The sequence below is a fragment of the Streptococcus infantis genome (assembly GCF_964243025.1).
Taxonomy (GTDB): domain Bacteria; phylum Bacillota; class Bacilli; order Lactobacillales; family Streptococcaceae; genus Streptococcus; species Streptococcus infantis_N.
Window position 1 is genome coordinate 42146 of record NZ_CAXTDJ010000005.1, and the last position, 24237, is coordinate 66382.

General features: G+C 39.3%; 29 protein-coding genes. 25 read left to right on the plus strand and 4 right to left on the minus strand.

The annotated features are described in order from the left end of the window. Positions 1-8: 8 nt before the first annotated feature. Genes ACESNQ_RS06770 through ACESNQ_RS06780 form a run of 3 tightly spaced genes read right to left on the minus strand, consistent with a single transcriptional unit; the run spans position 9 to position 2649 of the window. On the minus strand, positions 9-530 hold the full coding sequence (locus ACESNQ_RS06770; protein WP_373075925.1) for a DUF1697 domain-containing protein: 522 nt from the start codon (positions 528-530) through the stop codon (positions 9-11). Positions 531-568: 38 nt separating this feature from the next. After that, positions 569-1747, minus strand: coding sequence for an aminoacetone oxidase (gene aao / locus ACESNQ_RS06775; RefSeq protein ID WP_373075866.1), 1179 nt, complete (start codon positions 1745-1747; stop codon positions 569-571). Between the two features lie 56 nt (positions 1748-1803). Then, on the minus strand, positions 1804-2649 hold the full coding sequence (locus ACESNQ_RS06780) for a DegV family protein (RefSeq protein ID WP_373075867.1): 846 nt from the start codon (positions 2647-2649) through the stop codon (positions 1804-1806). Positions 2650-2773: 124 nt separating this feature from the next. Between ACESNQ_RS06780 and ACESNQ_RS06785 the strand changes: the two genes are divergently transcribed. The 23 genes from ACESNQ_RS06785 to ACESNQ_RS06895 all read left to right on the plus strand — a co-directional run bounded on the left by ACESNQ_RS06785 (position 2774) and on the right by ACESNQ_RS06895 (position 18800). Continuing rightward, the gene (locus tag ACESNQ_RS06785) at positions 2774-3331 is read left to right on the plus strand and encodes a TetR/AcrR family transcriptional regulator (RefSeq protein WP_070677977.1); all 558 of its coding nucleotides are present in this window, start codon (positions 2774-2776) and stop codon (positions 3329-3331) included. An 18-nt stretch (positions 3332-3349) separates the two neighbouring features. After that, the gene (locus ACESNQ_RS06790) at positions 3350-3817 is read left to right on the plus strand and encodes a deoxycytidylate deaminase (RefSeq protein WP_254724389.1); all 468 of its coding nucleotides are present in this window, start codon (positions 3350-3352) and stop codon (positions 3815-3817) included. A gap of 88 nt (positions 3818-3905) precedes the next feature. Beyond that, positions 3906-4535, plus strand: a complete 630-nt coding sequence (upp, locus tag ACESNQ_RS06795) for a uracil phosphoribosyltransferase (RefSeq protein WP_004252365.1) — start codon at positions 3906-3908, stop codon at positions 4533-4535. A 160-nt stretch (positions 4536-4695) separates the two neighbouring features. Continuing rightward, complete coding sequence (clpP, locus tag ACESNQ_RS06800) at positions 4696-5286, plus strand: ATP-dependent Clp protease proteolytic subunit ClpP (RefSeq protein ID WP_254733533.1); 591 nt, start codon at positions 4696-4698, stop codon at positions 5284-5286. Positions 5287-5361: 75 nt separating this feature from the next. After that, complete coding sequence (locus tag ACESNQ_RS06805; protein WP_004252368.1) at positions 5362-5631, plus strand: YlbG family protein; 270 nt, start codon at positions 5362-5364, stop codon at positions 5629-5631. 87 nt (positions 5632-5718) lie between these two features. Continuing rightward, positions 5719-6879 carry an ABC transporter substrate-binding protein gene (locus ACESNQ_RS06810; RefSeq protein WP_254733532.1) on the plus strand — a complete coding sequence of 387 codons (1161 nt, stop codon included), beginning with the start codon at positions 5719-5721 and terminating at the stop codon, positions 6877-6879. 113 nt (positions 6880-6992) lie between these two features. Next, a complete protein-coding gene (locus ACESNQ_RS06815; RefSeq protein ID WP_004252371.1) occupies positions 6993-7862 on the plus strand; it encodes a branched-chain amino acid ABC transporter permease in 870 nt (289 codons plus the stop codon). 3 nt (positions 7863-7865) lie between these two features. Continuing rightward, complete coding sequence (locus ACESNQ_RS06820; protein WP_254733531.1) at positions 7866-8822, plus strand: branched-chain amino acid ABC transporter permease; 957 nt, start codon at positions 7866-7868, stop codon at positions 8820-8822. Beyond that, a complete protein-coding gene (locus ACESNQ_RS06825; protein WP_006151788.1) occupies positions 8822-9586 on the plus strand; it encodes an ABC transporter ATP-binding protein in 765 nt (254 codons plus the stop codon). Before ACESNQ_RS06820 ends, ACESNQ_RS06825 begins: the two co-directional genes overlap by 1 nt. Next, positions 9586-10296 carry an ABC transporter ATP-binding protein gene (locus tag ACESNQ_RS06830; protein ID WP_254733530.1) on the plus strand — a complete coding sequence of 237 codons (711 nt, stop codon included), beginning with the start codon at positions 9586-9588 and terminating at the stop codon, positions 10294-10296. Before ACESNQ_RS06825 ends, ACESNQ_RS06830 begins: the two co-directional genes overlap by 1 nt. A 261-nt stretch (positions 10297-10557) precedes the next feature. Continuing rightward, on the plus strand, positions 10558-11214 hold the full coding sequence (locus ACESNQ_RS06835; RefSeq protein ID WP_254733529.1) for a CBS domain-containing protein: 657 nt from the start codon (positions 10558-10560) through the stop codon (positions 11212-11214). Between the two features lie 129 nt (positions 11215-11343). Continuing rightward, the gene (gene rpsF, locus ACESNQ_RS06840) at positions 11344-11634 is read left to right on the plus strand and encodes a 30S ribosomal protein S6 (RefSeq protein WP_002896497.1); all 291 of its coding nucleotides are present in this window, start codon (positions 11344-11346) and stop codon (positions 11632-11634) included. 11 nt (positions 11635-11645) lie between these two features. After that, the gene (locus ACESNQ_RS06845; protein WP_036755226.1) at positions 11646-12116 is read left to right on the plus strand and encodes a single-stranded DNA-binding protein; all 471 of its coding nucleotides are present in this window, start codon (positions 11646-11648) and stop codon (positions 12114-12116) included. A gap of 31 nt (positions 12117-12147) precedes the next feature. Next, positions 12148-12387, plus strand: coding sequence for a 30S ribosomal protein S18 (gene rpsR / locus ACESNQ_RS06850; protein ID WP_000068664.1), 240 nt, complete (start codon positions 12148-12150; stop codon positions 12385-12387). Positions 12388-12709: 322 nt separating this feature from the next. Continuing rightward, the gene (locus tag ACESNQ_RS06855) at positions 12710-13213 is read left to right on the plus strand and encodes a GNAT family N-acetyltransferase (protein ID WP_373075868.1); all 504 of its coding nucleotides are present in this window, start codon (positions 12710-12712) and stop codon (positions 13211-13213) included. A gap of 80 nt (positions 13214-13293) precedes the next feature. Then, positions 13294-14694 (plus strand): bifunctional Cof-type HAD-IIB family hydrolase/peptidylprolyl isomerase, encoded by a 1401-nt coding sequence (locus ACESNQ_RS06860; protein WP_373075869.1) that lies wholly within the window; start codon positions 13294-13296, stop codon positions 14692-14694. Between the two features lies 1 nt (position 14695). Beyond that, positions 14696-15058, plus strand: coding sequence for a S1 RNA-binding domain-containing protein (locus ACESNQ_RS06865; protein ID WP_004252382.1), 363 nt, complete (start codon positions 14696-14698; stop codon positions 15056-15058). A 49-nt stretch (positions 15059-15107) separates the two neighbouring features. Continuing rightward, positions 15108-15857 carry a tRNA1(Val) (adenine(37)-N6)-methyltransferase gene (locus tag ACESNQ_RS06870; protein WP_314944175.1) on the plus strand — a complete coding sequence of 250 codons (750 nt, stop codon included), beginning with the start codon at positions 15108-15110 and terminating at the stop codon, positions 15855-15857. Beyond that, positions 15847-16131: a GIY-YIG nuclease family protein gene (locus ACESNQ_RS06875; RefSeq protein WP_373075870.1), complete on the plus strand. Its 285-nt coding sequence runs from the start codon at positions 15847-15849 to the stop codon at positions 16129-16131. Before ACESNQ_RS06870 ends, ACESNQ_RS06875 begins: the two co-directional genes overlap by 11 nt. An 84-nt stretch (positions 16132-16215) precedes the next feature. Then, positions 16216-17151: a manganese-dependent inorganic pyrophosphatase gene (locus ACESNQ_RS06880; protein ID WP_373075871.1), complete on the plus strand. Its 936-nt coding sequence runs from the start codon at positions 16216-16218 to the stop codon at positions 17149-17151. 53 nt (positions 17152-17204) lie between these two features. Continuing rightward, on the plus strand, positions 17205-17531 hold the full coding sequence (locus ACESNQ_RS06885; protein ID WP_006145278.1) for a DUF2568 domain-containing protein: 327 nt from the start codon (positions 17205-17207) through the stop codon (positions 17529-17531). Positions 17532-17653: 122 nt separating this feature from the next. Then, positions 17654-18166, plus strand: coding sequence for a YiiX/YebB-like N1pC/P60 family cysteine hydrolase (locus ACESNQ_RS06890; RefSeq protein WP_373075872.1), 513 nt, complete (start codon positions 17654-17656; stop codon positions 18164-18166). Then, positions 18150-18800 carry a DUF1803 domain-containing protein gene (locus ACESNQ_RS06895; RefSeq protein ID WP_373075873.1) on the plus strand — a complete coding sequence of 217 codons (651 nt, stop codon included), beginning with the start codon at positions 18150-18152 and terminating at the stop codon, positions 18798-18800. Before ACESNQ_RS06890 ends, ACESNQ_RS06895 begins: the two co-directional genes overlap by 17 nt. Before the next feature lie 33 nt (positions 18801-18833). Here the strand turns inward: ACESNQ_RS06895 and ACESNQ_RS06900 are convergent, their stop codons facing one another. Beyond that, the gene (locus ACESNQ_RS06900) at positions 18834-20279 is read right to left on the minus strand and encodes a UDP-N-acetylmuramoyl-L-alanyl-D-glutamate--L-lysine ligase (RefSeq protein ID WP_373075874.1); all 1446 of its coding nucleotides are present in this window, start codon (positions 20277-20279) and stop codon (positions 18834-18836) included. 105 nt (positions 20280-20384) lie between these two features. On the opposite strand from ACESNQ_RS06900, the gene ACESNQ_RS06905 reads away from it, so the two are divergent. Together ACESNQ_RS06905 and ACESNQ_RS06910 are read left to right on the plus strand one after the other, a co-directional pair. After that, a complete protein-coding gene (locus ACESNQ_RS06905; RefSeq protein WP_373075875.1) occupies positions 20385-22007 on the plus strand; it encodes a putative polysaccharide biosynthesis protein in 1623 nt (540 codons plus the stop codon). Positions 22008-22196: 189 nt separating this feature from the next. Beyond that, positions 22197-24155 carry a peptide ABC transporter substrate-binding protein gene (locus ACESNQ_RS06910; protein WP_373075876.1) on the plus strand — a complete coding sequence of 653 codons (1959 nt, stop codon included), beginning with the start codon at positions 22197-22199 and terminating at the stop codon, positions 24153-24155. Positions 24156-24237: the final 82 nt, after the last annotated feature.

Sequence of the window (24237 nt, forward strand, 5' to 3'; positions counted from 1 at the left end):
TATTTTTCCTATTTTGTTAGTAATTTTTCTATCACGTTTAACTTTCGCATGGTCAGATCAACGCCGAACAGCTTTTCAAGATAGTTGGTATTAAGTTTTTTTCGTTTTGCAGTTCTGGGGAGATAGAGGTAAAGACAATGGTTGCCGATACAAATTTCTTCTTCACCATATTCACTATCCAATTTTTCTAATGGTAGACTTTGGATATCATTTTGAAAAAGGATCACATGTATTCGGTCAAAAAGATAGTGTTTTTCAAATGGGTTTTCTTGGACAATTTTTGCAAAATCATTTTTGTTCTTGATTACCATTTTTAAATCAGAACCAATTTTTTCCTTTATTAGAGTGTGAACCTGTTCTCGTATTTCTTCCAGAGATAAGTCACTTTCAAGAATGATATTCCCACTTTGAATATAGGTTCGAACGTGTTGAAAATCAGCCTCTATCAAGATATCTACTAGATAAGACATTTTAGGGATAGCATTTTTTCCATTAGGAGTAATTCCCCTTAGTAAGATAATATGTTCCAAAGTAGTTCCTTTCTTATCTAACATCCTTAGATACTAAATCATTTATAGATTAAGTTTGAGCCTGCCACCCAGCCAGTACAGAGGGCAGAAGTGATGTTAAATCCACCTGTGTGGGCATTGATATCTAGTACCTCGCCAGCAAAGTGAAGACCAGGTACTAGTTTACTTTCCAGCGTTTTAGGATTGATTTCCTTGAGACTAACGCCACCTTTGGTCACAAAGGATTTAGCCAAGGACATTTTTCCTGTCACAGGGATTTTGAGTGCCTTGATAGACTGGACAAGTTGGTCCCGTTCTTTTTCAGTTAGCTGTTTAACTTTTTCAGGGTATCCTTGGACAAAGAATTCTGCCAAGCGTTCTGGCAACAAAGATTTCAAGGTATTTTTTAAGGATTTTTCACGGTTTTCTTCTAGAAAATTTATTAAGTCGCCTTCAGAAAGTTGTGGCAAGACATATAAAGATAGGATTTCGCCACCCTTGACAAAGCTTGACATACGCAGAGCAGCGGGACCAGATAAACCAAAGTGGGTAAAAAGCAGATCATGGGTGATGACGTGCTTGCCATAGCTTAGAGTCACATTGTCTAGGGAAATTCCCTGCAAGGCCTTATGAGGAAAATCTGTCAATAAGGGACTTTCAGCAGCCTCAAGCTCGGTAATGGTGTGTTTGAAATGACGGGCAATCTCGTGGCCAAAACCAGTTGAACCAGTAGAAGGATAGGATTTGCCACCAGTTGTGACGATGAGTTTATCACAAGTAAAGGTCTGGTCTGCGGACTTAAGGACAAACTGGTCGTCTATCTTTTTAACAGAAACAATCTCTGTTTGAGTAGCAATTTGCCCGCCTAGTTCAATGATTTTCTTTTCCAAGGCTTCGATAATGGTTCGCGATTTATCGCTGGCTGGGAAGACACGTCCGTGGTCTTCTACCTTGAGTTTGACTCCATTTTCCGTGAAAAAGTTGATGATATCATGGTTATCAAACTGGGAGAAGACGCTATAAAGAAAGCGTCCATTTCCAGGGATGCCAGCGAGTAGATCGTCTAGAGTTCCGTTGTTGGTTACATTGCAACGACCACCGCCAGTTCCAGCTAATTTTTTTCCAAGTTTCCGATTTTTTTCAATGAGAAGGGTTTTCTGCCCGTAAAAGCTACTGGAAATCGTAGCCATCATACCAGCAGGGCCACCTCCGATAACAATAGTATCAAAATGTTTCATAAGAGTATTGTACCATAAAAAAACAAGAGATGATTAGACATCTCTTGTCAGATTTATTAGTTGATTTCGTATCCCATGAGGAGCCCGCCTTCTTCTGCATAAAAACTGCAAAGCCCAGAAGTTGGGATGATTCTAATGTCAGCTTGTGGGTATTTTTCTCGTAAGAGCTCTGAGAGCTGTTGACAGAATTTTTCATTGCTGCGGTGAGCCATGACGATACGCCCACCAGCGTAGCCAGCTTTGATTAACTCTTCATAAGCAGCCTGAAGAGACTTTTTAGCGCCACGAGCTTTTTGGAGGAGTTCTAAGGTTCCGGTTTCGCTTGCTTTCCCAACCATACGAATATTGAGGAGCCCGACAACTGTACCAATAAGCTTACTCAATCGACCGTTTTTAACCAAGTTATCCACTTTAGCAAGAACGAACAACAACTTCGTTTTTTCTTGGTAAGTAGTAATCACTTCAACGACTTCTTCAAAAGAAAGTCCTTGGTTGATCAAATCATTGATCTTTTCGACGATTAAGTCAACTTCCCCACCAGCTGATAAGCTATCGATGACATGAATCTGAGTATCAGGGTGTTCTTCGAGATAGATATTCTTAGCTAATTGAGCACTATTGTGGCTACCAGAGAGAGTTCCAGTGATAGTCACTACAAAAATATGTTTTGCACCTTCGAATGCTCGTAAGTAATCATCAGGACTAGGACAGGCTGATTTTGAAGCTTCAGAAGTCGCATACATAGTTTCCATCATCTTATCGATATCCAGATTGGCATCATCGACAAAGACTTGATCCGCTACCTGAATCTTTAAGGGAACACTGACAAATTCAGTATCAAAAGCAAGGTTTTCCAGCTGGCGATAATCACAACCAGAGTCAGCTACAATCTTCCAAGTCATAGAAATTCTCCATCTTTATCACTTATACATTGACAAAGGTTCTGTCTTTTTTTACAATTATATCATGAAAGCCCTTGAAACAAAAGTAGTACCTCTCTGTTGTCACAAGTAGAAAGAAATTGTTATGTCTGAACGTAAAATATCTGAAAAATCGCTTGAAAACCTTAGAAAATCAAATCAAGAATCTAATTTGCTAACCAGAGAAGCGATTGAAACAGCTCTTTTGCAACTCTTGGAGAAAAAGGAGTTGGCTAAGATTAGCATTTCTGAGTTGGTCAAGCGTGCTGGCGTTTCTCGTGCAGCCTTTTATCGAAATTATGAATCCAAAGAAGAAATTTTAGAAAGTGTCTTTAAACGTAGCGTCCATAATATCATGGAGCAACTAAGTCATTACGATGTTAAAACAGACCTCTATCTCGTATGGGTTCACCTCTTTAGAGAAGCCAAGAAAGAAGCTAAGGTTATTCAGCTTGCCCTAGACTATCACTTAGAAAAAATCTTTGTGCAAGCCATGCAAGAATTTCTAGAAAAATACTATGGAAAATCAAAAGGAGTCAGCTCTTACCTGCATTCATTTTGGAGTTCGGCCATCGTATCGGTCTTGCTTAAATGGATCAAGGATGGGATGAAGGTTCCTGCTGAAAAAATCGCAGATCTACGCCTGCCATTTTTCAAAAAATAAAACATGAGGAGAAATGCTATGACAGAAAAAAGACTAGCTTGGGATGAGTATTTTGCTGCTCAAGCCCTATTGATTGCCAATCGCTCAACCTGTAAACGTGCCAAGGTAGGGGCTGTTTTAGTCAAGGATAACAAGGTTATTTCAACAGGCTATAATGGTTCTGTATCAGGAACAGAGCATTGTATAGATCATGACTGTCTGGTGATTGAAGGCCACTGTGTCCGCACTCTTCATGCAGAAGTGAATGCTATCTTACAAGGGTCAGAGCGTGGCGTTCCAAAAGGTTTCACAGCCTATGTCACTCATTTTCCATGCCTTAACTGTACCAAACAGCTACTACAAGTAGGGTGTGAGCGTGTAGTTTATATCAATCAATACCGCATGGACGACTATGCCCAATACCTTTATCAAGAAAAAGGGACAGAATTAACACATTTGCCACTTGAGACAGTTCAAGCAGCTCTTCAAGCAGCAGATTTGATCTAGAGTTATAAAAAAATAAATGGTTTAGAAAGATTTTTAAACCATTTTTTGGTATAATAAGAAGAATAAATTGAAAGAAGGAATTCAGAAAATGGGAAAACTTGAAGTTATTAATCATCCACTGATTCAACACAAATTATCAATCTTGCGTCGCACTGACACTTCTACAAAAGCTTTTCGTGAACTAGTAGACGAGATTGCAATGTTGATGGGATATGAAGTGCTTCGTGATCTTCCACTTGAAGATGTAGAAATCGAAACACCGATCACAAAAACAGTTCAAAAACAGTTGGCTGGTAAAAAATTGGCGATTGTCCCAATCTTGCGTGCAGGTATTGGTATGGTTGATGGACTATTGAGTTTGGTTCCAGCAGCAAAAGTTGGTCACATTGGTATGTACCGTGACGAAGAAACCCTTCAACCAGTAGAATACTTGGTAAAATTACCTGAAGATATTGACCAACGTCAAATTTTTGTAGTTGATCCTATGCTTGCAACAGGTGGATCAGCGATTTTGGCTGTTGACTCCCTCAAAAAACGTGGAGCTTCAAACATCAAGTTTGTCTGCCTTGTATCAGCTCCAGAAGGTGTGAAGGCACTTCAAGCAGCACACCCTGATGTAGAAATCTTTACAGCAGCTTTGGATGAACGCTTGAACGAACATGGTTACATCGTTCCAGGTCTTGGAGATGCTGGAGACCGCTTGTTCGGAACAAAATAAGATTCTAAAGTGATATTGAGACTATAGCCTAGTCTTAGTTTTGAAAGGAGGTTGAATTTTTGTATCTGTCTTTAGAATAGAGCAAAAATTTGACCTTTTTTGACCAAGGATATATAATAATCCTAATAACAAAGAAATTAGAAATCAAAAGGAGAAATGAATGATTCCTGTAGTTATTGAACAAACAAGTCGTGGAGAACGCTCGTATGACATCTACTCACGTCTTCTTAAGGACCGCATTATCATGTTGACTGGACCAGTCGAAGACAATATGGCAAACTCAGTTATCGCCCAATTGCTTTTCTTGGATGCCCAAGATAGTACAAAAGATATTTACCTTTATGTAAACACTCCTGGAGGTTCTGTATCAGCTGGTTTGGCAATCGTTGATACTATGAACTTTATCAAGGCAGATGTCCAAACTATCGTTATGGGAATGGCAGCATCAATGGGAACTGTCATTGCATCTAGTGGTGCTAAAGGTAAACGTTTCATGCTTCCAAATGCAGAGTATATGATTCACCAGCCAATGGGTGGAACTGGTGGCGGAACTCAGCAGACTGATATGGCTATTGCAGCTGAACACTTGCTTAAAACCCGTAAGACTTTGGAGCAAATTCTTGCAGATAATTCTGGTAAATCTGTTGAACAAATTCATAGAGATGCTGAACGTGATTACTGGATGAGCGCTCAAGAAACTCTTGACTACGGTTTTATTGACGAAATTATGGCTAATAATTCTTTGAATTAAACTACTAAAGCAAGCTCGACTGAGCTTGTTTTTTTTGATATAATAGAAGGAAGATTGTTAGAAGGAAGTTGAATTATGTTTCAAAAAGAGAATCGGTCTGGTCTGATTATCTATTTATACTATAATCGCGATGCTAAAAAACTCGCAAATTATGGTGATATTTGTTACCACTCAAAAAAACATCGTTACCTACAACTTTATGTTCCAACAGAGGAAGTAGAGGAGCTGGTAAATCGTTTAGGAAAAGAGAAATTTATCAAGAAAGTGAGAGTTTGTCATATCCAAGAATTGGAAACTCCTTTCGTTGGGAACCTATATAAAACTAGCGAAAACGTTATCATTTAAAAAGTGAGAGAAACTTGTTGACAATTTTCTGATAATTCGGTATATTCTTAACATGTAATTTAAATTGAACCTTAAAAGGAGATAAACATGAAGAAAAAATTTGCATTGTCACTTGTAGCTCTTGCAAGTACAGCTCTTTTAGCAGCTTGTGGGGAAGTGAAGTCAGGAGCTTCAAACACAACAGGTAATCCAATTGATGAAAAAGTTGTAAAAATTGGTTTCAACTTCGAAGAAACTGGTGCTGCAGCATCTTACGGTACATCTGAGCAAAAGGGTGCTCAACTTGCAGTTGATCAAATCAATGCTGCAGGTGGTATCGATGGAAAACAAATCGAAGTAGTGGACAAAGATAACAAATCTGAAACTGCTGAAGCTGCTTCTATTTCAACAAACCTTGTTACTCAATCTAAAGTAGCTGCTATCGTAGGACCTGCGACTTCAGGTGCAACTGCAGCAGCAGTAGCAAATGCTACACAAGCTGGGGTTCCATTGATTTCTCCAAGTGCCACTCAAGATGGTTTGACTAAAGGTCAAGATTTCCTTTTCATCGGAACATTCCAAGATAGTTTCCAAGGAAAAATCATCTCAAACTACGTTTCAAACAAATTGAACGCTAAGAAAGTGGTCTTGTATACAGATAACTCAAGCGACTACGCTAAAGGTATTGCAAAATCATTCCGTGATTCATTCTCAGGCGAAATCGTAGCAGATGAAACGTTCGTAGCAGGTGATACAGACTTCCAAGCAGCTTTGACAAAAATCAAAGATAAAGACTTTGATGCAATCGTATTGCCAGGTTACTACACAGAAGCCGGTAAAATTGTAAACCAAGCTCGTGGTATGGGAATTGATAAACCAATCGTTGGTGCTGATGGGCTTAATGGTGCAGAGTTTGTTCAACAAGCAACTGCTGAAAGAGCAACAAACATCTACTTCATCTCAGGATTCTCAACTACTGTTGATGTTTCAGATAAAGCAAAAGCCTTCCTTGAAGCTTATCGTGCAAAATACAACGAAGATCCTTCAACATTTGCGGCTCTTGCTTATGATTCAGTTTACCTTGTAGCTAACGCAGCAAAAGGTGCAAAAACTTCAGTTGATATCAAGAACAATCTTGCTAAAACACAAAACTTCGAAGGTGTTACAGGTCAAACAAGCTTTGATGCAGATCACAACACTGTGAAAACAGCCTACATGATGACCATGAATAATGGTAAAGTAGAAGCGGCAGAAGTCGCTAAACCATAATTATAGATATTGGAAATGGGGAATGAGCTTTTACTCACTCCCTGTTTCGGTGTTTATAAAGGGATTATTTTTTTATAAAATCCTAAAAATAAAACTTAGAAAGAGTGAACCATATGCTTCAACAACTTGTCAATGGTTTAATCTTGGGTAGTGTCTATGCTTTGCTAGCCCTGGGTTATACTATGGTTTATGGAATTATCAAGCTTATTAACTTTGCCCATGGCGATATCTATATGATGGGTGCTTTCATGGGTTATTTCTTGATTAATGCCCTCCATTTAAATTTCTTTTTAGCCTTAATTTTGTCCATGATTGGTTCAGCTATTCTCGGTGTTATCATCGAGTTTCTAGCCTACCGTCCACTCCGACATTCAACTCGTATCTCTGTATTGATTACTGCTATCGGGGTATCCTTCTTGCTTGAGTATGGAATGGTCTATCTAGTAGGTGCCAATACACGTGCCTTCCCTCAAGCAATCCAAACAGTTCGTTATGACTTGGGTCCAATCAGTCTAACAAATATTCAATTATTGATTTTGACAGTTTCGATTGTTTTGATGATTCTTTTGCAACTCATTGTGCAAAAAACAAAAATGGGGAAAGCCATGCGTGCCGTATCTGTAGATAGTGATGCAGCTCAGTTAATGGGGATCAACGTAAACCGTACAATCAGTTTCACCTTTGCCTTAGGTTCAGCTCTGGCTGGTGCAGCAGGTGTCTTGATTGCCCTTTACTACAACTCTCTTGAACCATTGATGGGAATGACTCCGGGTATTAAATCATTCGTGGCTGCCGTTTTAGGTGGAATCGGTATTATTCCTGGTGCAGCTCTTGGAGGTTTTGTAATCGGACTATTGGAAACTTTTGCAACAGCCTTCGGAATGTCAGATTTCCGTGATGCTATCGTGTACGGAATCTTGCTCTTGATCTTGATTGTTCGTCCAGCTGGTATCCTTGGTAAGAATGTGAAAGAGAAGGTGTAAACAATGAAAGAAAATTTAAAAGTTAATATTCTCTGGTTGCTCCTTTTGTTGCTTGGATATGGTGTGATTAGCTTATTAGTTTCGTTTGGTATTTTAAACCTTTTCCATATTCAGATTCTAGAACAAATCGGTATCAATATTATTCTTGCAGTAGGACTTAACCTTATCGTTGGTTTTTCTGGTCAATTTTCTCTTGGACATGCTGGGTTCATGGCTATCGGTGCCTATGCAGCAGCTATTATTGGATCAAAATCTCCAACTTATGCTGCCTTTTTTGGAGCTATGTTGCTCGGTGCTATCATTGCTGGTTTGGTTGCCTTGGTCGTTGGAATTCCTACCCTTCGTTTGAAGGGGGACTACCTTGCAGTTGCGACACTTGGGGTTGCTGAAATTATCCGTATCCTAATCGTCAATGGTGGTGATTTAACAAACGGAGCTGCTGGTATCCTTGGTATTCCAAACTTTACTAATTGGCAAATGGTATACATTTTTGCCGTAATTACGACAATTGCAACGCTTAATTTCCTTCGTAGTCCAATCGGTCGTTTAACCTTGTCTGTTCGTGAAGATGAAATTGCAGCTGAATCTGTCGGGGTCAATACAACAAAAATCAAAATTATCGCATTTGTCTTTGGAGCTATGACTGCAAGTATTGCAGGTTCCCTTCAAGCAGGATTTATCGGTTCTGTTGTGCCTAAGGATTATAGCTTTATCAATTCTATCAACGTTTTAATTATCGTTGTATTTGGTGGCTTGGGATCAATTACAGGAGCAATTGTCGCTGCGATTGTTCTTGGTATTTTGAATATGTTCCTTCAAGACGTAGCTAGCGTTCGTATGATTATCTATGCTTTGGCCTTGGTACTTGTTATGATCTTCAGACCAGGAGGCCTTCTAGGAACATGGGAATTGAGCCTATCAAGACTCTTTAAAAAAGGTAAGAAGGAGGGACAAAACTAATGGCATTACTTGAAGTAAAACAGTTAACCAAGCATTTTGGTGGTCTGACTGCTGTTGGAGATGTAACTCTAGAATTGAACGAAGGTGAACTTGTTGGCTTGATTGGACCGAATGGTGCTGGGAAAACAACTCTTTTCAACTTGCTGACAGGAGTTTATGAACCAAGCGAAGGAACAGTAACCTTGGATGGTCACTTGTTAAATGGCAAGCAACCCTATAAAATTGCTGCTCTTGGTTTAGGGCGTACCTTCCAAAACATCCGCCTCTTTAAAGACTTGACAGTTTTGGATAACGTTCTTATTGCATTTAGTAACCATCATAAACAACATGTTTTTGCAAGTTTCTTGCGCTTACCAGCTTTTTATAAGAATGAAAAAGAATTAAAAGCCAAAGCCTTAGAATTACTAAAAATCTTTGATTTAGATGGTGATGCTGAAACCTTAGCTAAAAACTTAGCCTATGGCCAACAACGTCGTTTGGAAATTGTTCGTGCCCTTGCTACAGAACCTAAAATCCTCTTCTTGGATGAGCCTGCAGCAGGTATGAACCCACAAGAAACTGCAGAATTGACTGAGTTGATCCGTCGCATCAAGGATGAATTCAAGATTACCATCATGCTGATTGAACATGATATGAACTTGGTCATGGAAGTCACTGAACGTATCTACGTACTTGAGTACGGTCGTTTGATTGCTCATGGGACACCAGATGAAATCAAGAACAATAAACGTGTTATCGAAGCTTATCTTGGGGGTGAAGCCTAATGTCTATGTTAAAAGTTGAAAACCTCTCAGTTCACTACGGTATGATTCAAGCTGTACGTGATGTGAGCTTTGAAGTTAATGAAGGAGAAGTTGTTTCACTTATCGGTGCTAACGGTGCTGGTAAAACAACTATCCTTCGTACCCTATCAGGTCTTGTGCGCCCAAGTTCTGGTCGAATTGAATTTTTGGGACAAGAAATCCAAAAGATGCCTGCACAAAAAATTGTGGCATCAGGTCTTTCACAAGTTCCAGAAGGACGTCATGTTTTCTCTGGTTTGACTGTTATGGAAAACTTGGAGATGGGAGCCTTTCTTAAGAAAAATCGTGAAGAGAATCAAGCAAATTTGAAGAAAGTCTTCGCTCGTTTCCCTCGTTTGGAAGAACGTAAAAATCAAGATGCGGCTACTCTATCTGGTGGTGAACAGCAGATGCTTGCCATGGGACGTGCCCTCATGTCAACGCCTAAACTTCTTTTATTAGATGAACCATCAATGGGGCTTGCGCCAATCTTTATCCAAGAAATTTTTGATATCATCCAAGATATTCAAAAACAAGGAACAACCGTTCTCTTAATTGAGCAAAATGCCAATAAAGCACTTGCCATCGCTGACCGAGGATATGTTCTTGAAACAGGAAAGGTTGTCCTATCAGGAACAGGAAAAGAACTAGCAGCATCAGACGAAGTCAGAAAAGCATATCTAGGTGGCTAAAAAGGTCCGGGGGACCTTTTTAGTCGGCGGATAAAAATTGCGGCAGCAATTAACATCTAGTCTGGGGGATTGTTTTAATCTGCGGATAAAGATTGTAAAGCAATCATACAATCTACATAAGTATAAGATTAAGGGCTCTAAGTTGAGCTCTTTTTCGTAAAGTCCTTCAGATTTTTCTGAATCTTGAAAAAGAAATGAAAGCGTTTGATAGCTTTCCGTAAAAAGTGTATAATAAAACTATAAACATAAAGGAGATTTCCTATGGCAGTTAAAGATTTTATGACACGCAAGGTCGTTTATATCAGTCCTGATACAACTGTTGCACACGCAGCAGATTTGATGCGCGAACAAGGCTTGCACCGTCTCCCTGTTATTGAGAATGATAAATTAGTAGGCTTGGTAACAGAAGGAACAATCGCTGAAGCTAGTCCTTCAAAAGCGACTAGTCTTTCAATCTTCGAGATGAATTATCTGCTTAATAAGACAAAAGTAAAAGACGTCATGATTCGAGATGTTGTAACTGTCTCAGGCTATGCAAGTTTAGAAGATGCAACTTATCTCATGCTTAAAAATAAGATTGGTATTTTGCCAGTTGTTGACAATGGACAATTGTATGGAGTCATTACAGATCGTGATGTATTCAGTGCCTTTCTTGAAATCGCTGGTTATGGTGAAGAGGGTGTTCGTGTTCGTTTTATCACAGAAAATGAAGTTGGGGTCTTAGGTAAGATTATTTCTTTAATTGTTGAAGAAAATCTTAATATCTCTCACACTGTTAACATTCCACGTAAAGATGGTAAAATTGTTATTGAAGTTCAAATTGAGGGAAGCATTGATCTTTCATCATTGAAAAAGAAATTCGAGGATGAAAATATTCTCGTAGATGAAATTACAAAAACTTCTGCAAAAAAACTCTAAAAAGAAAAATATAACTTACTTTAAGCTTGCGAAAAAAACTTTTTTCTAGTATAATAGTTTATTGTGAGCAAACCTCACTTACCCCTTGCAAGGGCTTGGGGTCATTAGACCAAAAGGAGGAACATATCAATGGCTAAATACGAAATTCTTTATATCATTCGTCCAAACATTGAAGAAGAAGCGAAAAACGCTTTGGTAGCACGTTTTGACTCTATCTTGACTGACAACGGTGCAACTGTTGTTGAATCAAAAGATTGGGAAAAACGTCGTCTTGCATACGAAATCCAAGATTTCCGTGAAGGACTTTACCACATCGTTAACGTTGAAGCAAACGATGACGCAGCTCTTAAAGAGTTTGACCGTCTTTCAAAAATCAACGCTGACATTCTTCGTCACATGATCGTCAAACTTGACGCGTAAGAAGGTAGATTATGATTAACAATGTTGTACTTGTAGGGCGTATGACACGTGACGCTGAGTTACGTTATACCCCATCAAATGTAGCAGTTGCGACTTTTACTCTTGCAGTAAACCGTACATTCAAGAGTCAAAATGGCGAACGTGAGGCTGATTTTATCAATGTCGTTATGTGGCGCCAACAGGCTGAAAATCTTGCTAACTGGGCTAAAAAAGGCTCTCTTGTCGGGATTACAGGTCGTATTCAGACTCGTAGTTACGATAACCAGCAAGGACAACGTGTCTACGTGACAGAAGTCGTAGCTGAGAATTTCCAAATGTTGGAAAGCCGTAGTGCTCGTGAAGGACAAAGTGGTGGAGCTTATTCTGCACCAACTGCCAGTCATGCAGCACCTACAAATTCAGTACCTGACTTTTCACGTGATGAAAATCCATTTGGATCAACCAATCCTTTGGATATTTCAGATGATGATTTACCATTCTAATGGACAATTAATACTATAAAGGAGAAAAAACATGGCTCAACAACGTCGTGGCGGATTCAAACGCCGTAAAAAAGTTGATTACATCGCAGCAAACAAAATTGAATATGTTGATTACAAAGATACTGAGCTTCTTAGCCGTTTCGTTTCAGAACGTGGGAAAATCCTTCCACGTCGTGTAACTGGAACTTCAGCTAAAAACCAACGTAAAGTAACAACAGCTATCAAACGCGCTCGCGTAATGGCTTTGATGCCTTTCGTAAACGAAGATTAAAAAAGAGGTCCAGTGGACCTCTTTTTCATGAGCTTGAAAACAAGAGAGCGAGTAAGACCCTTACGGGTCTTTTTTTCATGAGCCTTGAAATGAGAGAGCGAGTTGGGGTCCGGGTGGACCTCTTTTTCATGAGCTTGAAAACTAGAAAGCGAATTAAGACCTGGGAGGGTCTTTTTTTCACGAGCATTGAAATGAGAGAGCGAGTTGGGGTCCGGGTGGGCCTCTTTTTCAGACTCTGTCGGTTCTTTTTTTACGAGATAGTTTTTTCTGACCTTGGCGTGCTATAATGGTAATAGAAAGAGTAAAGGTGGGTAAGTCAAAGATGAATTGTACGATTAGAAATATGATTAAGTCTGATATTGAATCCTTATCTCATGGATTTATGAATCAAGGTTGGCCTGGTAGAGAGGAAATTTTGGCTAGATATTTTCTGGAACAGGAAAGTGGGGAGAGAGAAGTCTTAGTTGCAGAGATTGATGGTGTTGTAGCGGGCTATGTTACCATTTTGCCCTCTGCTAAACATGGTCCTTTTGCAGAAGTCTATCCAGAATTATCAGATTTTAATGTGTTTGAGCCTTTTCGAAATCAAGGGATTGGGAATCAACTGCTAGAAGAAGCAGAAAAACGAGTCAGGTTTGTTTCGAGTAAGGTCACTCTTGGTGTAGGTTTGCACTTAGGCTATGGCCCTGCCCAGAGATTATATATCAGACGGGGCTACATTCCAGATGGGACAGGTGTCTGGTATCGAAATCAACCCTTGGAAATGAATGCAACTAGCCAAAATAATGATGATTTGGTTTTGTATCTAGTAAAGGAATTCGGATAAGAGACAAGGATTTTATTGGGGATGTGGGATTTCTCTACTTTATGGTATAATGGAAAGAGTGAATTGAAGGAGGTATTATAATGGATGCCAAGTTAAGATACAAGGCTAAGAAGATTAAGATTATCTTTTTTGATATAGATGATACTTTACGCAATTCAAAGACAGGTTTTGTTCCAAGTACTATTCCAACAGTCTTTAAACAATTACGCGAAAAAGGAATCTTGACAGGAATTGCGACTGGTCGAGGCATTTTTGGTGTAGTCCCAGAGATTAAAACCCTCAAACCTGATTTCTTTGTAACCTTGAATGGTGCTTATATTGAGGACAAAAAGGGCAATGTCATTTATAGTAACAAAATTGCTAAAGATAAGGTTGAAGAGTATATTACTTGGACCAAAGAAATTGGGATTGATTATGGTTTGGTGGGAAGTCATGCTGCTAAACTATCAAGACGAACAGAGATGATTAACCAGGCGATTGACCCGATTTATCCTGATTTAGAGGTGGACCCTGATTTTTACCAAAAAGAAGATATTTATCAGATGTGGACCTTTGAGGATCAGGGAGATGACTTGACCTTGCCTGAAAGTTTAGCATCGACTTTGCGTATGGTACGCTGGCATGAACATTCATCAGATGTTGTGCCGATTTCCGGTTCAAAAGCAGCTGGAGTTGCCAAAGTGGTAGACCAATTAGGTCTTAAACCTGAAAACGTTATGGTTTTTGGGGACGGTCTTAATGATTTAGAACTCTTTGATTTTGCAGGCATTAGTGTCGCTATGGGTGTTTCTCATGAAAAAATCAAAGAAAAAGCAGATTATATTACAAAAACATTAGAAGAAGATGGCATCTTTGATGCCTTAGAAGGATTTGGTATGGTAGAAAAAGAATTACATTTTCCACAAGTAAACATTGAAGCAGTAGAAGGTCCAATTGCGACTATTAAGACAAATCATGGGGATATGCGTATCAAACTTTTCCCTGATCACGCACCAAAAACAGTAGCCAACTTTATTGCTCTGTCAAAAGATGGATACTATGACGGTGTGATTTTCCACCGTATTATTAAAGATTTTATGATTCAAGGTGGAGACCCAACTGGAACCGGTATGGGTGGTGAATCTATCTATGGTGAGTCATTTGAGGATGAGTTTTCAGAAGAACTTTACAATGTCCGTGGAGCCCTTTCTATGGCTAATGCTGGGCCGAATACAAATGGTAGCCAGTTCTTTATCGTGCAGAATCAACACTTGCCATATTCTAAGAAAGAAATTGCTCGTGGTGGTTGGCCAGAACCAATTGCGGAGATTTATGCAGAACAAGGTGGAACTCCTCACCTAGACCGTCGTCATACTGTATTCGGTCAACTTGCGGATGAAGCTTCTTATGAAGTTCTGGATGCAATTGCAGGTGTCGAAACAGGTGCAATGGACAAGCCAGTTGAAGATGTCGTAATTGAAACTATTGAAATTGAGGACTAAAATGAAAATCGGTGATAAGCTAAATGGCCGTATTACTGGGATTCAGCCCTATGGAGCTTTTGTTGAGTTAGAAACAGGAGTGACAGGACTGATTCATATTTCGGAGATTCGGACAGGATTTATCGAAAATATTTACGAGGTTTTAAAAATCGGTGATGAAGTCCAGGTACAAGTAGTAGATTTTGACGAATATACAGGGAAGGCTAGTCTTTCCATTCGTACCTTGGAAGAAGAAAAACATCAACTTCCTAGACGGAGACGTTTTTCGAATGATCGTATCAAACATGGATTCGCGCCGCTTGGTCGCATGATGCCTGTTTGGACACGAGAAGCCTTGGAACATTTAAAGAAAAACAGTAATTGATATCCCCTCAAATCATTGTGATGTTATTATATTTTGCTATAATAGAAGTATGAACGAAGAACAATTATTAAAATCAGGAGAGCGCATTAATCAACTCTTCTCTACAGATATCAAGATTATTCAAAATAGTGAGGTTTTCAGCTATTCGGTGGATAGTGTTCTCCTGTCGCGTTTCCCTCGTTTCCCTAAAAATGGGTTAATTGTGGATTTTTGTGCGGGCAATGGAGCTGTTGGACTGTTTGCCAGTAGCCGGACCAAGGCTAAAATTCTATCTGTAGAAATTCAGGAACGTCTTGCTGATATGGCCGAACGCTCAGTACGTTTAAATGGGCTGGACGGACAGATGCAGGTTATCTGTGATGATTTGAAGAATATGCCTAGTCACATTCAGGGGAGCAAGGTTGATTTGATTTTATGCAATCCGCCTTATTTTAAAGTGGATCCAAATTCTAATCTGAACGAAAGTGAGCATTATCTTTTAGCTCGGCATGAAATTACAACCAATCTTAAGGAAATCTGTCGTAGTGCCCAGAGTATTCTCAAATCAAATGGGCGTTTGGCAATGGTTCATCGTCCTGATCGATTATTAGATATCTTAGCTACGCTCCAACAGCATAATCTGGCTCCAAAACGTCTGCAATTTGTTTATCCTAAACGGGAGAAGGAAGCTAATATGCTTTTGATTGAGGCTATTAAGGACGGCTCCACTAGTGGTTTTAAGGTTTTACCACCACTCATTGTTCATAATAGTGATGGTACTTATACACCAGAAATTCAAGAGATTTACTATGGATCATAAGGCTTATATGTATGTGGTTGAGTGTTGTGATGGTTCCTACTATACTGGTTACACGACAGATGTTAAGAAACGGATTACTGTTCACAATAGCGGTAAAGGAGCCAAATATACACGAGCTCGATTGCCAGTAAAACTCATCTTTGCAGAAGGTTTTGATAGTAAGGAAGAGGCCATGTCTGCTGAAGCTTTTTTCAAGCGCAAGACACGTATGCAAAAAGAACATTATCTCAAAGAGAATCAAAATAAGAATTTAGTCGATACTTTTGACATGTAATGAGGAGTCCTTTGGCTCCTCAACCTTTTGTCAAAAATTGAAAAAAATGCTACAATAAAGAGAATAAAGAAACGAGGTATTATCATGTCTAAGATTCTAGTATTTGGTCACCAAAATCCAGACTCAGACGCCATTGGTTCATCTGTTGCTTTTGCTTATCTTGCAAAAGAAGCATACGGTTTGGACACAGAAGCGGTGGCTCTTGGAACTCCAAATGAAGAAACGGCCTATGTATTGAACTATTTTGGTGTGGAAGCACCGCGCGTGATTACATCTGCTAAAGCAGAAGGTGCAGAGCAAGTCATTTTGACTGACCACAATGAATTCCAACAATCAGCGTCAGACATTGCTGAAGTTGAAGTTTATGGTGTGGTGGATCACCACCGTGTGGCTAACTTTGAAACTGCCAGCCCACTTTACATGCGTTTGGAACCAGTTGGATCAGCATCATCTATTGTTTACCGCATGTTCAAAGAGCATGGCGTAGCTGTTCCAAAAGAAATCGCAGGTTTGATGCTATCAGGTTTGATTTCAGATACTCTTCTTTTGAAATCTCCAACCACTCACCCATCAGATAAAGTCATTGCTCTTGAATTGGCTGAATTGGCTGGTGTGAACTTGGAAGAATACGGTCTTGCCATGCTCAAGGCTGGTACAAATTTAGCAAGCAAATCTGCTGAAGAATTGATTGATATTGATGCTAAGACATTTGAACTCAATGGAAACAATGTCCGTGTGGCTCAAGTGAATACAGTTGATATTGCTGAAGTATTGGAACGCCAAGCTGAAATCGAAGCAGCTATCCAAGCTACAAATGCAGCTAACGGCTACTCTGACTTTGTCTTGATGATTACAGACATCGTCAACTCAAACTCAGAAATTTTGGCTCTTGGTGCTAATATGGACAAGGTAGAAGCAGCTTTCAACTTCAAACTTGAAAACAACCATGCTTTCCTTCCAGGTGCTGTTTCACGTAAGAAACAAGTGGTACCACAATTGACTGAAAGCTTTAATGGGTAATATTTAAGGAATATTTAGAACTGTTAATTTGACTATTTATAGAAGGTGATAGCATGATGCGATTGATTGAAGGGCTACGCTTTTTGGTTGAGGTTGTGGCAATACTTGGTCTTTTCTCCGTGTCTGTAATACAAATTTCTTGGCTGGAAAAATTCCTATTTTTTCTTCTAGCAGTTCTATTAATCTTATTTTGGGCACGATATATGGCGCCAAAATCTCCACATGCTTTAAAAAAATGGCATCGCCTCGTTGCTGAGACGTCGATTTTTATTTTAGTTAGTTGTATTTTTTGGCATTTGTATGGATTGCAAATAGGAATCTTCTACTTAGCTCTGTCTTTTGGAAGTTTGGTGCTTCTTTATTATTTTCAGCTAGAGTGATTCTTGGAATATAGTTAATGAATTATTTAAATGGTAATTATTTGACTAGAGATTGACACGAGAAAACGATGTTTTCCATATAACTAAAGGAGTTTCGACTCCTTTTTTTCTAGGAGAGAAAGATGTTAGAAAATGGCGATTTGATTTTTGTGAGAGAAGATACAGAAATGGGGCAGGCTATCCAGGCTTCTACAGGTAACTACAGTCACGTGGCTATCTTTTTGGACGGACAGGTCTATCATGCCACGGTAGAAGGTGGTGTCCTTGCTCAGTCTCCTGAGGTCTTCTTTGAAGCTGGAAAAGTCTATGACCGTTATCACTATGAGCAGATTGATTGTGCAGAGGTCAAAAAGCGAGCAGAGAGTCTCTTAGGGGCTCCCTACAATGCGTCCTTTTATCCAGATGGAGATGGTTTCTATTGTTCCCAGTTTGTAGCAGAAATTCTCCCTATTTTTGAGACCATTCCCATGAAGTTTGGTGATGATACACAGGAAATCAGTGATTTCTGGAGAGAATATTATCGAGAGTTGGGGATTACTGTGCCTCTGAACCAGCCGGGGACCAATCCCAGTCAGTTGGCAGCCTCTCCACTTTTAGTATGTAAAGAAAGGAATCTTCATGATTCAGATTTTTAATCCATCACGTTTGACACGGCAGCCATTCTTTTGGGACTTGGTTGACTATCTTGATCGGCATGATGATGTGATCCTCCGTGAAATCAAGGCTCAGTTTCCAGAGGTCGCAGTTGACAAGCTCTTGGAGGAGTACATTAAAGCGGGATTGATTTTAAGAGAAAATAAACGCTACACTCTCAATCTCCCATTTCTAGAATCTACAGATTCTCTTGCACTTGACCAAGAAGTCTTTGTGAGGGATGATAGTCCTATCTATCAAGAAATCCTGGAGAAAGATTTTATGACAGAATTGCGCAATCAAACAAATGCAGCTATCCTAGAAGAACACACCGATTTTGCAAGGGAAAAGATGACCTTGTCTAATTACTTCTACAAGGTCAAGTTCCAGTATCCACTGACGGAAGAACAGCAGAGACTGTATGAAATTTTAGGGGATGTCAATCCTGAGTATGCTCTCAAGTATATGACAACCTTTTTGCTTAAATTTCTCAAAAAAGACCAGCTTATGCAGAAACGTCGAGATATCTTTGTTGATAGTTTAGTCTTATTAGGTTACATCGTTCAAAATGAAGATGGGAAATATGAGTTGGCTGTAGAATTTGATAAAGAACGATTCATCTTTATAAAAAAATAAGGCTAGGAAATTTCCTAGCCTTATTTAAATATACTATAGATAACGTTCTGCAACAGCAGCATCTCCAGGATAGTCTTCTTTCTTACCTTGGATGATTTGGTAGCAGTCAGCTCCTTTACCAGCGATAATGACAGCATCTAGTTCTTGACTTGTAACTGACATCGCAGTTTTGATGGCTTGTTCACGGTCAGCAATCTTTTCAACAGGACGATGGATGTAGCTACTAATTTCATCAGCAATGGCCATCGGATCTTCATAGTTTGGATCGTCAGCCGTAAGGAATACTTGAATTTCAGGATGTTGATCGAGGAGAAGTCCAAAGTCCTTACGACGGCTTTCTCCCTTGTTTCCAGTTGAACCAAGTACTAAAGCAATCTTTCCAGTCTGATGTGTTTCAACGACTGAAATCAATTTCTTCAAGCTATCACCATTATGGGCGTAGTCAATGAAAACTTTTGCGCCATTTTTCTGAGTGAGAACTTCCATACGGCCAGGGACGCGTGTTGTAGCAATCCCTTTTTTAATGTCATCCAGACTAGCACCTAAACGAAGGCAGGCAAGTCCAGCTGCGACTGCATTTTCTTGGTTAAAATGTCCAATCAACTGGATGTCATAATCACCAGCTAATTTACCAGTAGCTGAGAAGCTAAAGGCTTTGGAGTTTTCGATTTGGTTATCAGATTGGCTACCGTAGAAGTCATGCTCTTGGTTCTCAACTTGTTCTTTTAGAACAGAGAAGTGGTCCATATCGCTATTAATGACAACTGCTCGGCTATTTTTCATCAAGAGACGCTTGTGGTAGAAGTAGTCTTCAAAGGTTGGATGCTCAATAGGGCCAATGTGGTCAGGACTGATATTTAGGAACACTCCTACATCAAAAGTGAGGCCGTAGACTCGCTTCACCAAGTAGGCTTGACTAGAAACTTCCATAATAAGGTGGCTTCTTCCATTATCAACTGCCTGCGCCATCATATCAAAGAGGTCGATGCTTTCAGGTGTTGTCAGAGCAGACTTGAAGAAAGTTTTTCCGTCCAAAGTCGTATTCATAGTTGATAACATAGCAGGACGATGTTGCTGATTTAAGATATTGTAGGCGAAGTATGCCGCTGTTGTTTTTCCTTTGGTACCAGTGAAAGCGAGAAGTTTTAGTTTTTCCTGCGGATTGCCATAAAATTCCATGGCAATCAAACTCATAGCCTTCTTAATATCGCTAACAACGATGACAGGAATGCCTACTTCATAATCCTGCTCCGCTACATACCAACCGAGTCCTTGTGAGATTGCCGAAAGAAGAAATTCCTTCTTAAAAGCAGCTCCTTTTACAAAAAAGAGGCTATTATCATTGGCTTTTCGGCTATCGTAGCAAATGCTATCAAAAGTTACATCATTAAAATAATAGTGGTAATGTCCTTGGTCGATAATCTCACGGAAGAGATCGTCTTTTTTTAAAATATCTAATACGGTTTCAATCTTTATCATACTTTCTATTGTAAACTGAAAGTCTGAATTTTACAAGTAACAAGGAAAAGTTTATAATGGAAGATAAGGAACTTTTCCTAGTGATTAAAATTGAATGAGGAAGTTATGTCTAACGAAAATAATCATCAGCAGGCCCAGATGTTACGCGGGACTGCCTGGCTTACAGCTAGTAACTTTATCAGTCGCCTGCTCGGGGCTATTTACATCATCCCTTGGTATATTTGGATGGGAACATATGCTGCTAAGGCAAATGGACTTTTCACCATGGGTTATAATATCTATGCTTGGTTCTTGTTGATTTCGACAGCAGGTATCCCAGTGGCGGTCGCTAAGCAGGTCGCTAAATACAATACCATGCATGAGGAAGAGCATAGTTTTGCCCTGATTCGAAGCTTCTTAGGCTTTATGATTGTATTAGGACTTGCCTTTGCTTTGATCTTATATCTCTTTGCACCTTGGTTGGCCGATCTTTCGGGTGTCGGGAAGGATTTGATTCCCATTATGCAGAGTCTAGCTTGGGCTGTCTTGATTTTCCCGTCTATGAGTGTTATCCGTGGATTTTTCCAAGGGATGAATAATCTTAAACCTTATGCCATGAGCCAAATCGCTGAACAGGTCATTCGTGTTATCTGGATGCTCTTAGCAACCTTTATCATCATGAAGCTGGGTTCAAAAGATTATATATCAGCAGTTACCCAGTCTACCTTTGCGGCCTTTGTGGGAATGGTAGCTAGTTTTGCAGTCTTGATCTATTTCCTATACAAAGAAGGAATGCTTCAAAAAGTTTTTGAAACCCGAGATAAGATTGATAGTAAGAGTCTTTTGGTTGATACGATTAAGGAAGCTATTCCTTTTATCTTGACTGGTTCGGCTATTCAGCTTTTCCAAATCTTGGACCAAAATACCTTTATCAATAGTATGAAGTGGTTTACCAACTATAGTAATGAAGACTTAATTGTCATGTTTTCTTATTTCTCTGCCAATCCTAATAAAATTACTATGATTTTGATTTCGGTTGGAGTTTCGATTGGTAGTGTAGGTCTGCCTCTCTTGACGGAGAACTATGTCAAAGGGGATTTACCAGCAGCTTCTCGTCTAGTTCAAGATAGTATCACCATGCTCTTCCTATTCCTCTTACCTGCAACGGTTGGAGTAGTTATGGTAGGTGAACCACTCTATACAGTATTTTACGGTAAGCCAGATGGCTTGGCTATGGGCTTATTTATCTTTGCGGTCTTGCAATCAACAATTCTAGGCTTGTACATGGTCTTGTCACCAATGCTTCAGGCTATGTTCCGTAACCGTAAGGCGGTCTTGTATTTTGTTTATGGCTCAATTGCTAAGATTGTTCTACAATTACCATCGATAGCTATTTTCCATAGTTATGGTCCTCTCATTTCAACGACTATCGGTCTTATCATTCCGAACGTCTTGATGTATCGTGATATCTGTCAGGTTACAGGCGCGCGTCGAAAGATTATTCTGAAGAGAACAATCTTAGTCACTATTTTGACTCTAGTTATGTTTATTCTAGTAGGACTCTTGCAATGGATTATTGGATTTGTCTTCCAACCAACTGGACGTTTCTGGAGCTTCCTCTATGTCGCCTTAATTGGTACAATCGGTGGCGGGCTTTACGGAGTTATGTGTCTCTATACTCGTCTCTTGGATAAGGTTATTGGACAGGAAAAAGCAAATCAGTTACGAGCACGCTTGAAAATATCATAATAGTTAATAAATAAAACGAACAATTTTAACTTTTTGCGTAAAAGAGTCTAAATTGTTCTTTTTTTCTTAAAAAAATACAAAAAAATATAAAAAATGTAGAAAAATATAATTTTTTAGAGCATAATCACTTGACTAAAAAAAACAATAGCTGTATAATGATACAAATATTTAAATTTGGAGGTTCTGTTTATGAAAAAGTCTAAGGCCAAGTATGCAGCACTTACAGGTGTCGTGTTAAGTGCAGGTATTTTATTAAGCGCGTGTGGAAATTCAAGTACAGGGTCAAAAACATATAGCTATGTTTATACTAGTGATCCGTCTAGTTTGAACTATCTAGCAGAAAACCGTGCAACAACCAATGATATCGTGGTTAATCTGGTAGATGGGCTCATGGAAAATGACCAGTATGGGAACTATATCCCATCCTTGGCAGAGGATTGGAGTGTATCCAAGGATGGTTTGACCTATACCTACAAACTGCGTAAAGATGCTAAATGGTATACTGCGGATGGGGAAGAATACGCTCCTGTAACTGCCCAAGATTTTGTGACAGGTTTGAAATATGCGGCTGATAAAAAATCAGAAGCCTTGTACTTAGTTCAAGAATCCGTTGCTGGTTTAGATGACTATATCACTGGTAAAACAACAGACTTTTCAACTGTTGGAGTTAAGGCTCTTGACGACCAAACGGTTCAATATACCTTGACACGACCAGAATCTTATTGGAACTCAAAAACAACTTCAACCATTCTCTTCCCAGTTAATGCGGAGTTCTTGAAATCAAAAGGGGATGATTTTGGAACAGTTGATCCTTCAAGTATTTTGTACAATGGACCTTTCTTGATGAAATCCTTTGTTTCAAAATCTGTCATCGAATTCAAGAAAAATCCTAACTACTGGGATGCTAAAAATGTCTTTGTAGATGATGTGAAATTGGCCTATTATGATGGTAGTGACCAAGATGCACTGGCTCGTAACTTTGTAGAAGGTGCTTATAGCTACGCTCGTCTTTATCCAAATAGTTCAAGTTTTGAAGGAATTAAAGAAAAGAATAAGGATAATATCATTTATAGTTTACAAGATGCTACTTCTTACTTCTTAAACTTTAATCTAGATAGAAAATCTTATAAATTCACTTCCAAGACAAGTGATGCTGAGAAGAAATCGACTCAAGAAGCGGTTCTTAATAAAAACTTCCGTCAAGCCATCAACTTTGCCTATGACCGTACAGCTTACGGGGCTCAATCTCAGGGAGAAGATGGTGCAACTAAGATTTTGCGTAACTTGGTTGTTCCTCCAAACTTCGTAAGTATCAACGGAAAAGACTTTGGTGAAGTAGTAGCCTCTAAGATGGTGAATTATGGTAAGGAATGGCAAGGAATCAACTTTGCGGATGCTCAGGATCCATACTACAATGCTGAAAAAGCTAAAGCCAAATTTGCTGAAGCTAAGAAAGAACTCCAGGCCAAAGGAGTCCAATTCCCTATCCACTTGGACATGACAGTTGACCAAGCTGCTAAAAAGGGTGTCCAAGAGGCAAACTCTATGAAGCAATCTATTGAGGCGGCTTTAGGTGCAGAAAATGTTGTAATTGATATTCAACAACTCACTACGGAAGATTATGACAATTCAAGCTATTTAGCTCAGACAGCATCTCAGAAGGATTATGATCTTTACAACGGTGGTTGGGGACCTGATTACCAAGACCCTTCAACTTATCTTGATGTCTTAAACCTTAATTCTGGAGGTTTGTTGCAAAATCTAGGTTTAGAGCCAGGTGAAGCCAATGACAAGGCCAAGGCTGTTGGGCTAGATGTCTACACTCAAATGTTGGAAGAAGCCAATGCTGAACAAGATTTGAACAAACGTTATGATAAATACGCTGAAGCACAAGCTTGGTTGGTGGATAGCTCTCTAGCAATTCCAAACGTTTCTAAAGGTGGAACACCTACATTGAGAAAAACAGTTCCATTCTCTGCCGCCTTCTCTCAAGCTGGTAATAAGGGTGTTGAATCCTACAAATACGTGAAATTGCAAGATAAGATTGTCACAACAGCTGAGTATGAAGAAGCTAGACAAAAATGGCTGAAAGAAAAAGAAGAATCTAATAAAAAAGCCCAAGAAGATTTTGCTAAACACGTTAAGTAATCAGTCTATTCAACAGGAAAAACGATAGTTTCTCAGGAAGCTATCGTTTTTTATATAGTTTGAAACTATAACTAGCTCTTGA

Bases quoted from the DNA above. Each gene is read 5' to 3' on its own strand.
- ACESNQ_RS06790 (WP_254724389.1), top strand. From the start codon at position 3,350: ATGACAGAAAAAAGACTAGCTTGGGATGAGTATTTTGCTGCTCAAGCC.
- upp (WP_004252365.1), top strand. From the start codon at position 3,906: ATGGGAAAACTTGAAGTTATTAATCATCCACTGATTCAACACAAATTA.
- ACESNQ_RS06875 (WP_373075870.1), top strand. From the start codon at position 15,847: ATGGATCATAAGGCTTATATGTATGTGGTTGAGTGTTGTGATGGTTCC.
- ACESNQ_RS06870 (WP_314944175.1), top strand. From the start codon at position 15,108: ATGAACGAAGAACAATTATTAAAATCAGGAGAGCGCATTAATCAACTC.
- rpsF (WP_002896497.1), top strand. From the start codon at position 11,344: ATGGCTAAATACGAAATTCTTTATATCATTCGTCCAAACATTGAAGAA.
- ACESNQ_RS06905 (WP_373075875.1), top strand. From the start codon at position 20,385: ATGTCTAACGAAAATAATCATCAGCAGGCCCAGATGTTACGCGGGACT.
- ACESNQ_RS06845 (WP_036755226.1), top strand. From the start codon at position 11,646: ATGATTAACAATGTTGTACTTGTAGGGCGTATGACACGTGACGCTGAG.
- rpsR (WP_000068664.1), top strand. From the start codon at position 12,148: ATGGCTCAACAACGTCGTGGCGGATTCAAACGCCGTAAAAAAGTTGAT.
- ACESNQ_RS06880 (WP_373075871.1), top strand. From the start codon at position 16,216: ATGTCTAAGATTCTAGTATTTGGTCACCAAAATCCAGACTCAGACGCC.
- ACESNQ_RS06820 (WP_254733531.1), top strand. From the start codon at position 7,866: ATGAAAGAAAATTTAAAAGTTAATATTCTCTGGTTGCTCCTTTTGTTG.
- ACESNQ_RS06785 (WP_070677977.1), top strand. From the start codon at position 2,774: ATGTCTGAACGTAAAATATCTGAAAAATCGCTTGAAAACCTTAGAAAA.
- ACESNQ_RS06910 (WP_373075876.1), top strand. From the start codon at position 22,197: ATGAAAAAGTCTAAGGCCAAGTATGCAGCACTTACAGGTGTCGTGTTA.
- ACESNQ_RS06815 (WP_004252371.1), top strand. From the start codon at position 6,993: ATGCTTCAACAACTTGTCAATGGTTTAATCTTGGGTAGTGTCTATGCT.
- ACESNQ_RS06805 (WP_004252368.1), top strand. From the start codon at position 5,362: ATGTTTCAAAAAGAGAATCGGTCTGGTCTGATTATCTATTTATACTAT.
- ACESNQ_RS06895 (WP_373075873.1), top strand. From the start codon at position 18,150: ATGATTCAGATTTTTAATCCATCACGTTTGACACGGCAGCCATTCTTT.
- ACESNQ_RS06890 (WP_373075872.1), top strand. From the start codon at position 17,654: ATGTTAGAAAATGGCGATTTGATTTTTGTGAGAGAAGATACAGAAATG.
- clpP (WP_254733533.1), top strand. From the start codon at position 4,696: ATGATTCCTGTAGTTATTGAACAAACAAGTCGTGGAGAACGCTCGTAT.
- ACESNQ_RS06855 (WP_373075868.1), top strand. From the start codon at position 12,710: ATGAATTGTACGATTAGAAATATGATTAAGTCTGATATTGAATCCTTA.
- ACESNQ_RS06860 (WP_373075869.1), top strand. From the start codon at position 13,294: ATGGATGCCAAGTTAAGATACAAGGCTAAGAAGATTAAGATTATCTTT.
- ACESNQ_RS06810 (WP_254733532.1), top strand. From the start codon at position 5,719: ATGAAGAAAAAATTTGCATTGTCACTTGTAGCTCTTGCAAGTACAGCT.
- ACESNQ_RS06865 (WP_004252382.1), top strand. From the start codon at position 14,696: ATGAAAATCGGTGATAAGCTAAATGGCCGTATTACTGGGATTCAGCCC.
- ACESNQ_RS06835 (WP_254733529.1), top strand. From the start codon at position 10,558: ATGGCAGTTAAAGATTTTATGACACGCAAGGTCGTTTATATCAGTCCT.
- ACESNQ_RS06825 (WP_006151788.1), top strand. From the start codon at position 8,822: ATGGCATTACTTGAAGTAAAACAGTTAACCAAGCATTTTGGTGGTCTG.
- ACESNQ_RS06900 (WP_373075874.1), bottom strand. From the start codon at position 20,279: ATGATAAAGATTGAAACCGTATTAGATATTTTAAAAAAAGACGATCTC.
- ACESNQ_RS06780 (WP_373075867.1), bottom strand. From the start codon at position 2,649: ATGACTTGGAAGATTGTAGCTGACTCTGGTTGTGATTATCGCCAGCTG.
- ACESNQ_RS06885 (WP_006145278.1), top strand. From the start codon at position 17,205: ATGATGCGATTGATTGAAGGGCTACGCTTTTTGGTTGAGGTTGTGGCA.
- aao (WP_373075866.1), bottom strand. From the start codon at position 1,747: ATGAAACATTTTGATACTATTGTTATCGGAGGTGGCCCTGCTGGTATG.
- ACESNQ_RS06830 (WP_254733530.1), top strand. From the start codon at position 9,586: ATGTCTATGTTAAAAGTTGAAAACCTCTCAGTTCACTACGGTATGATT.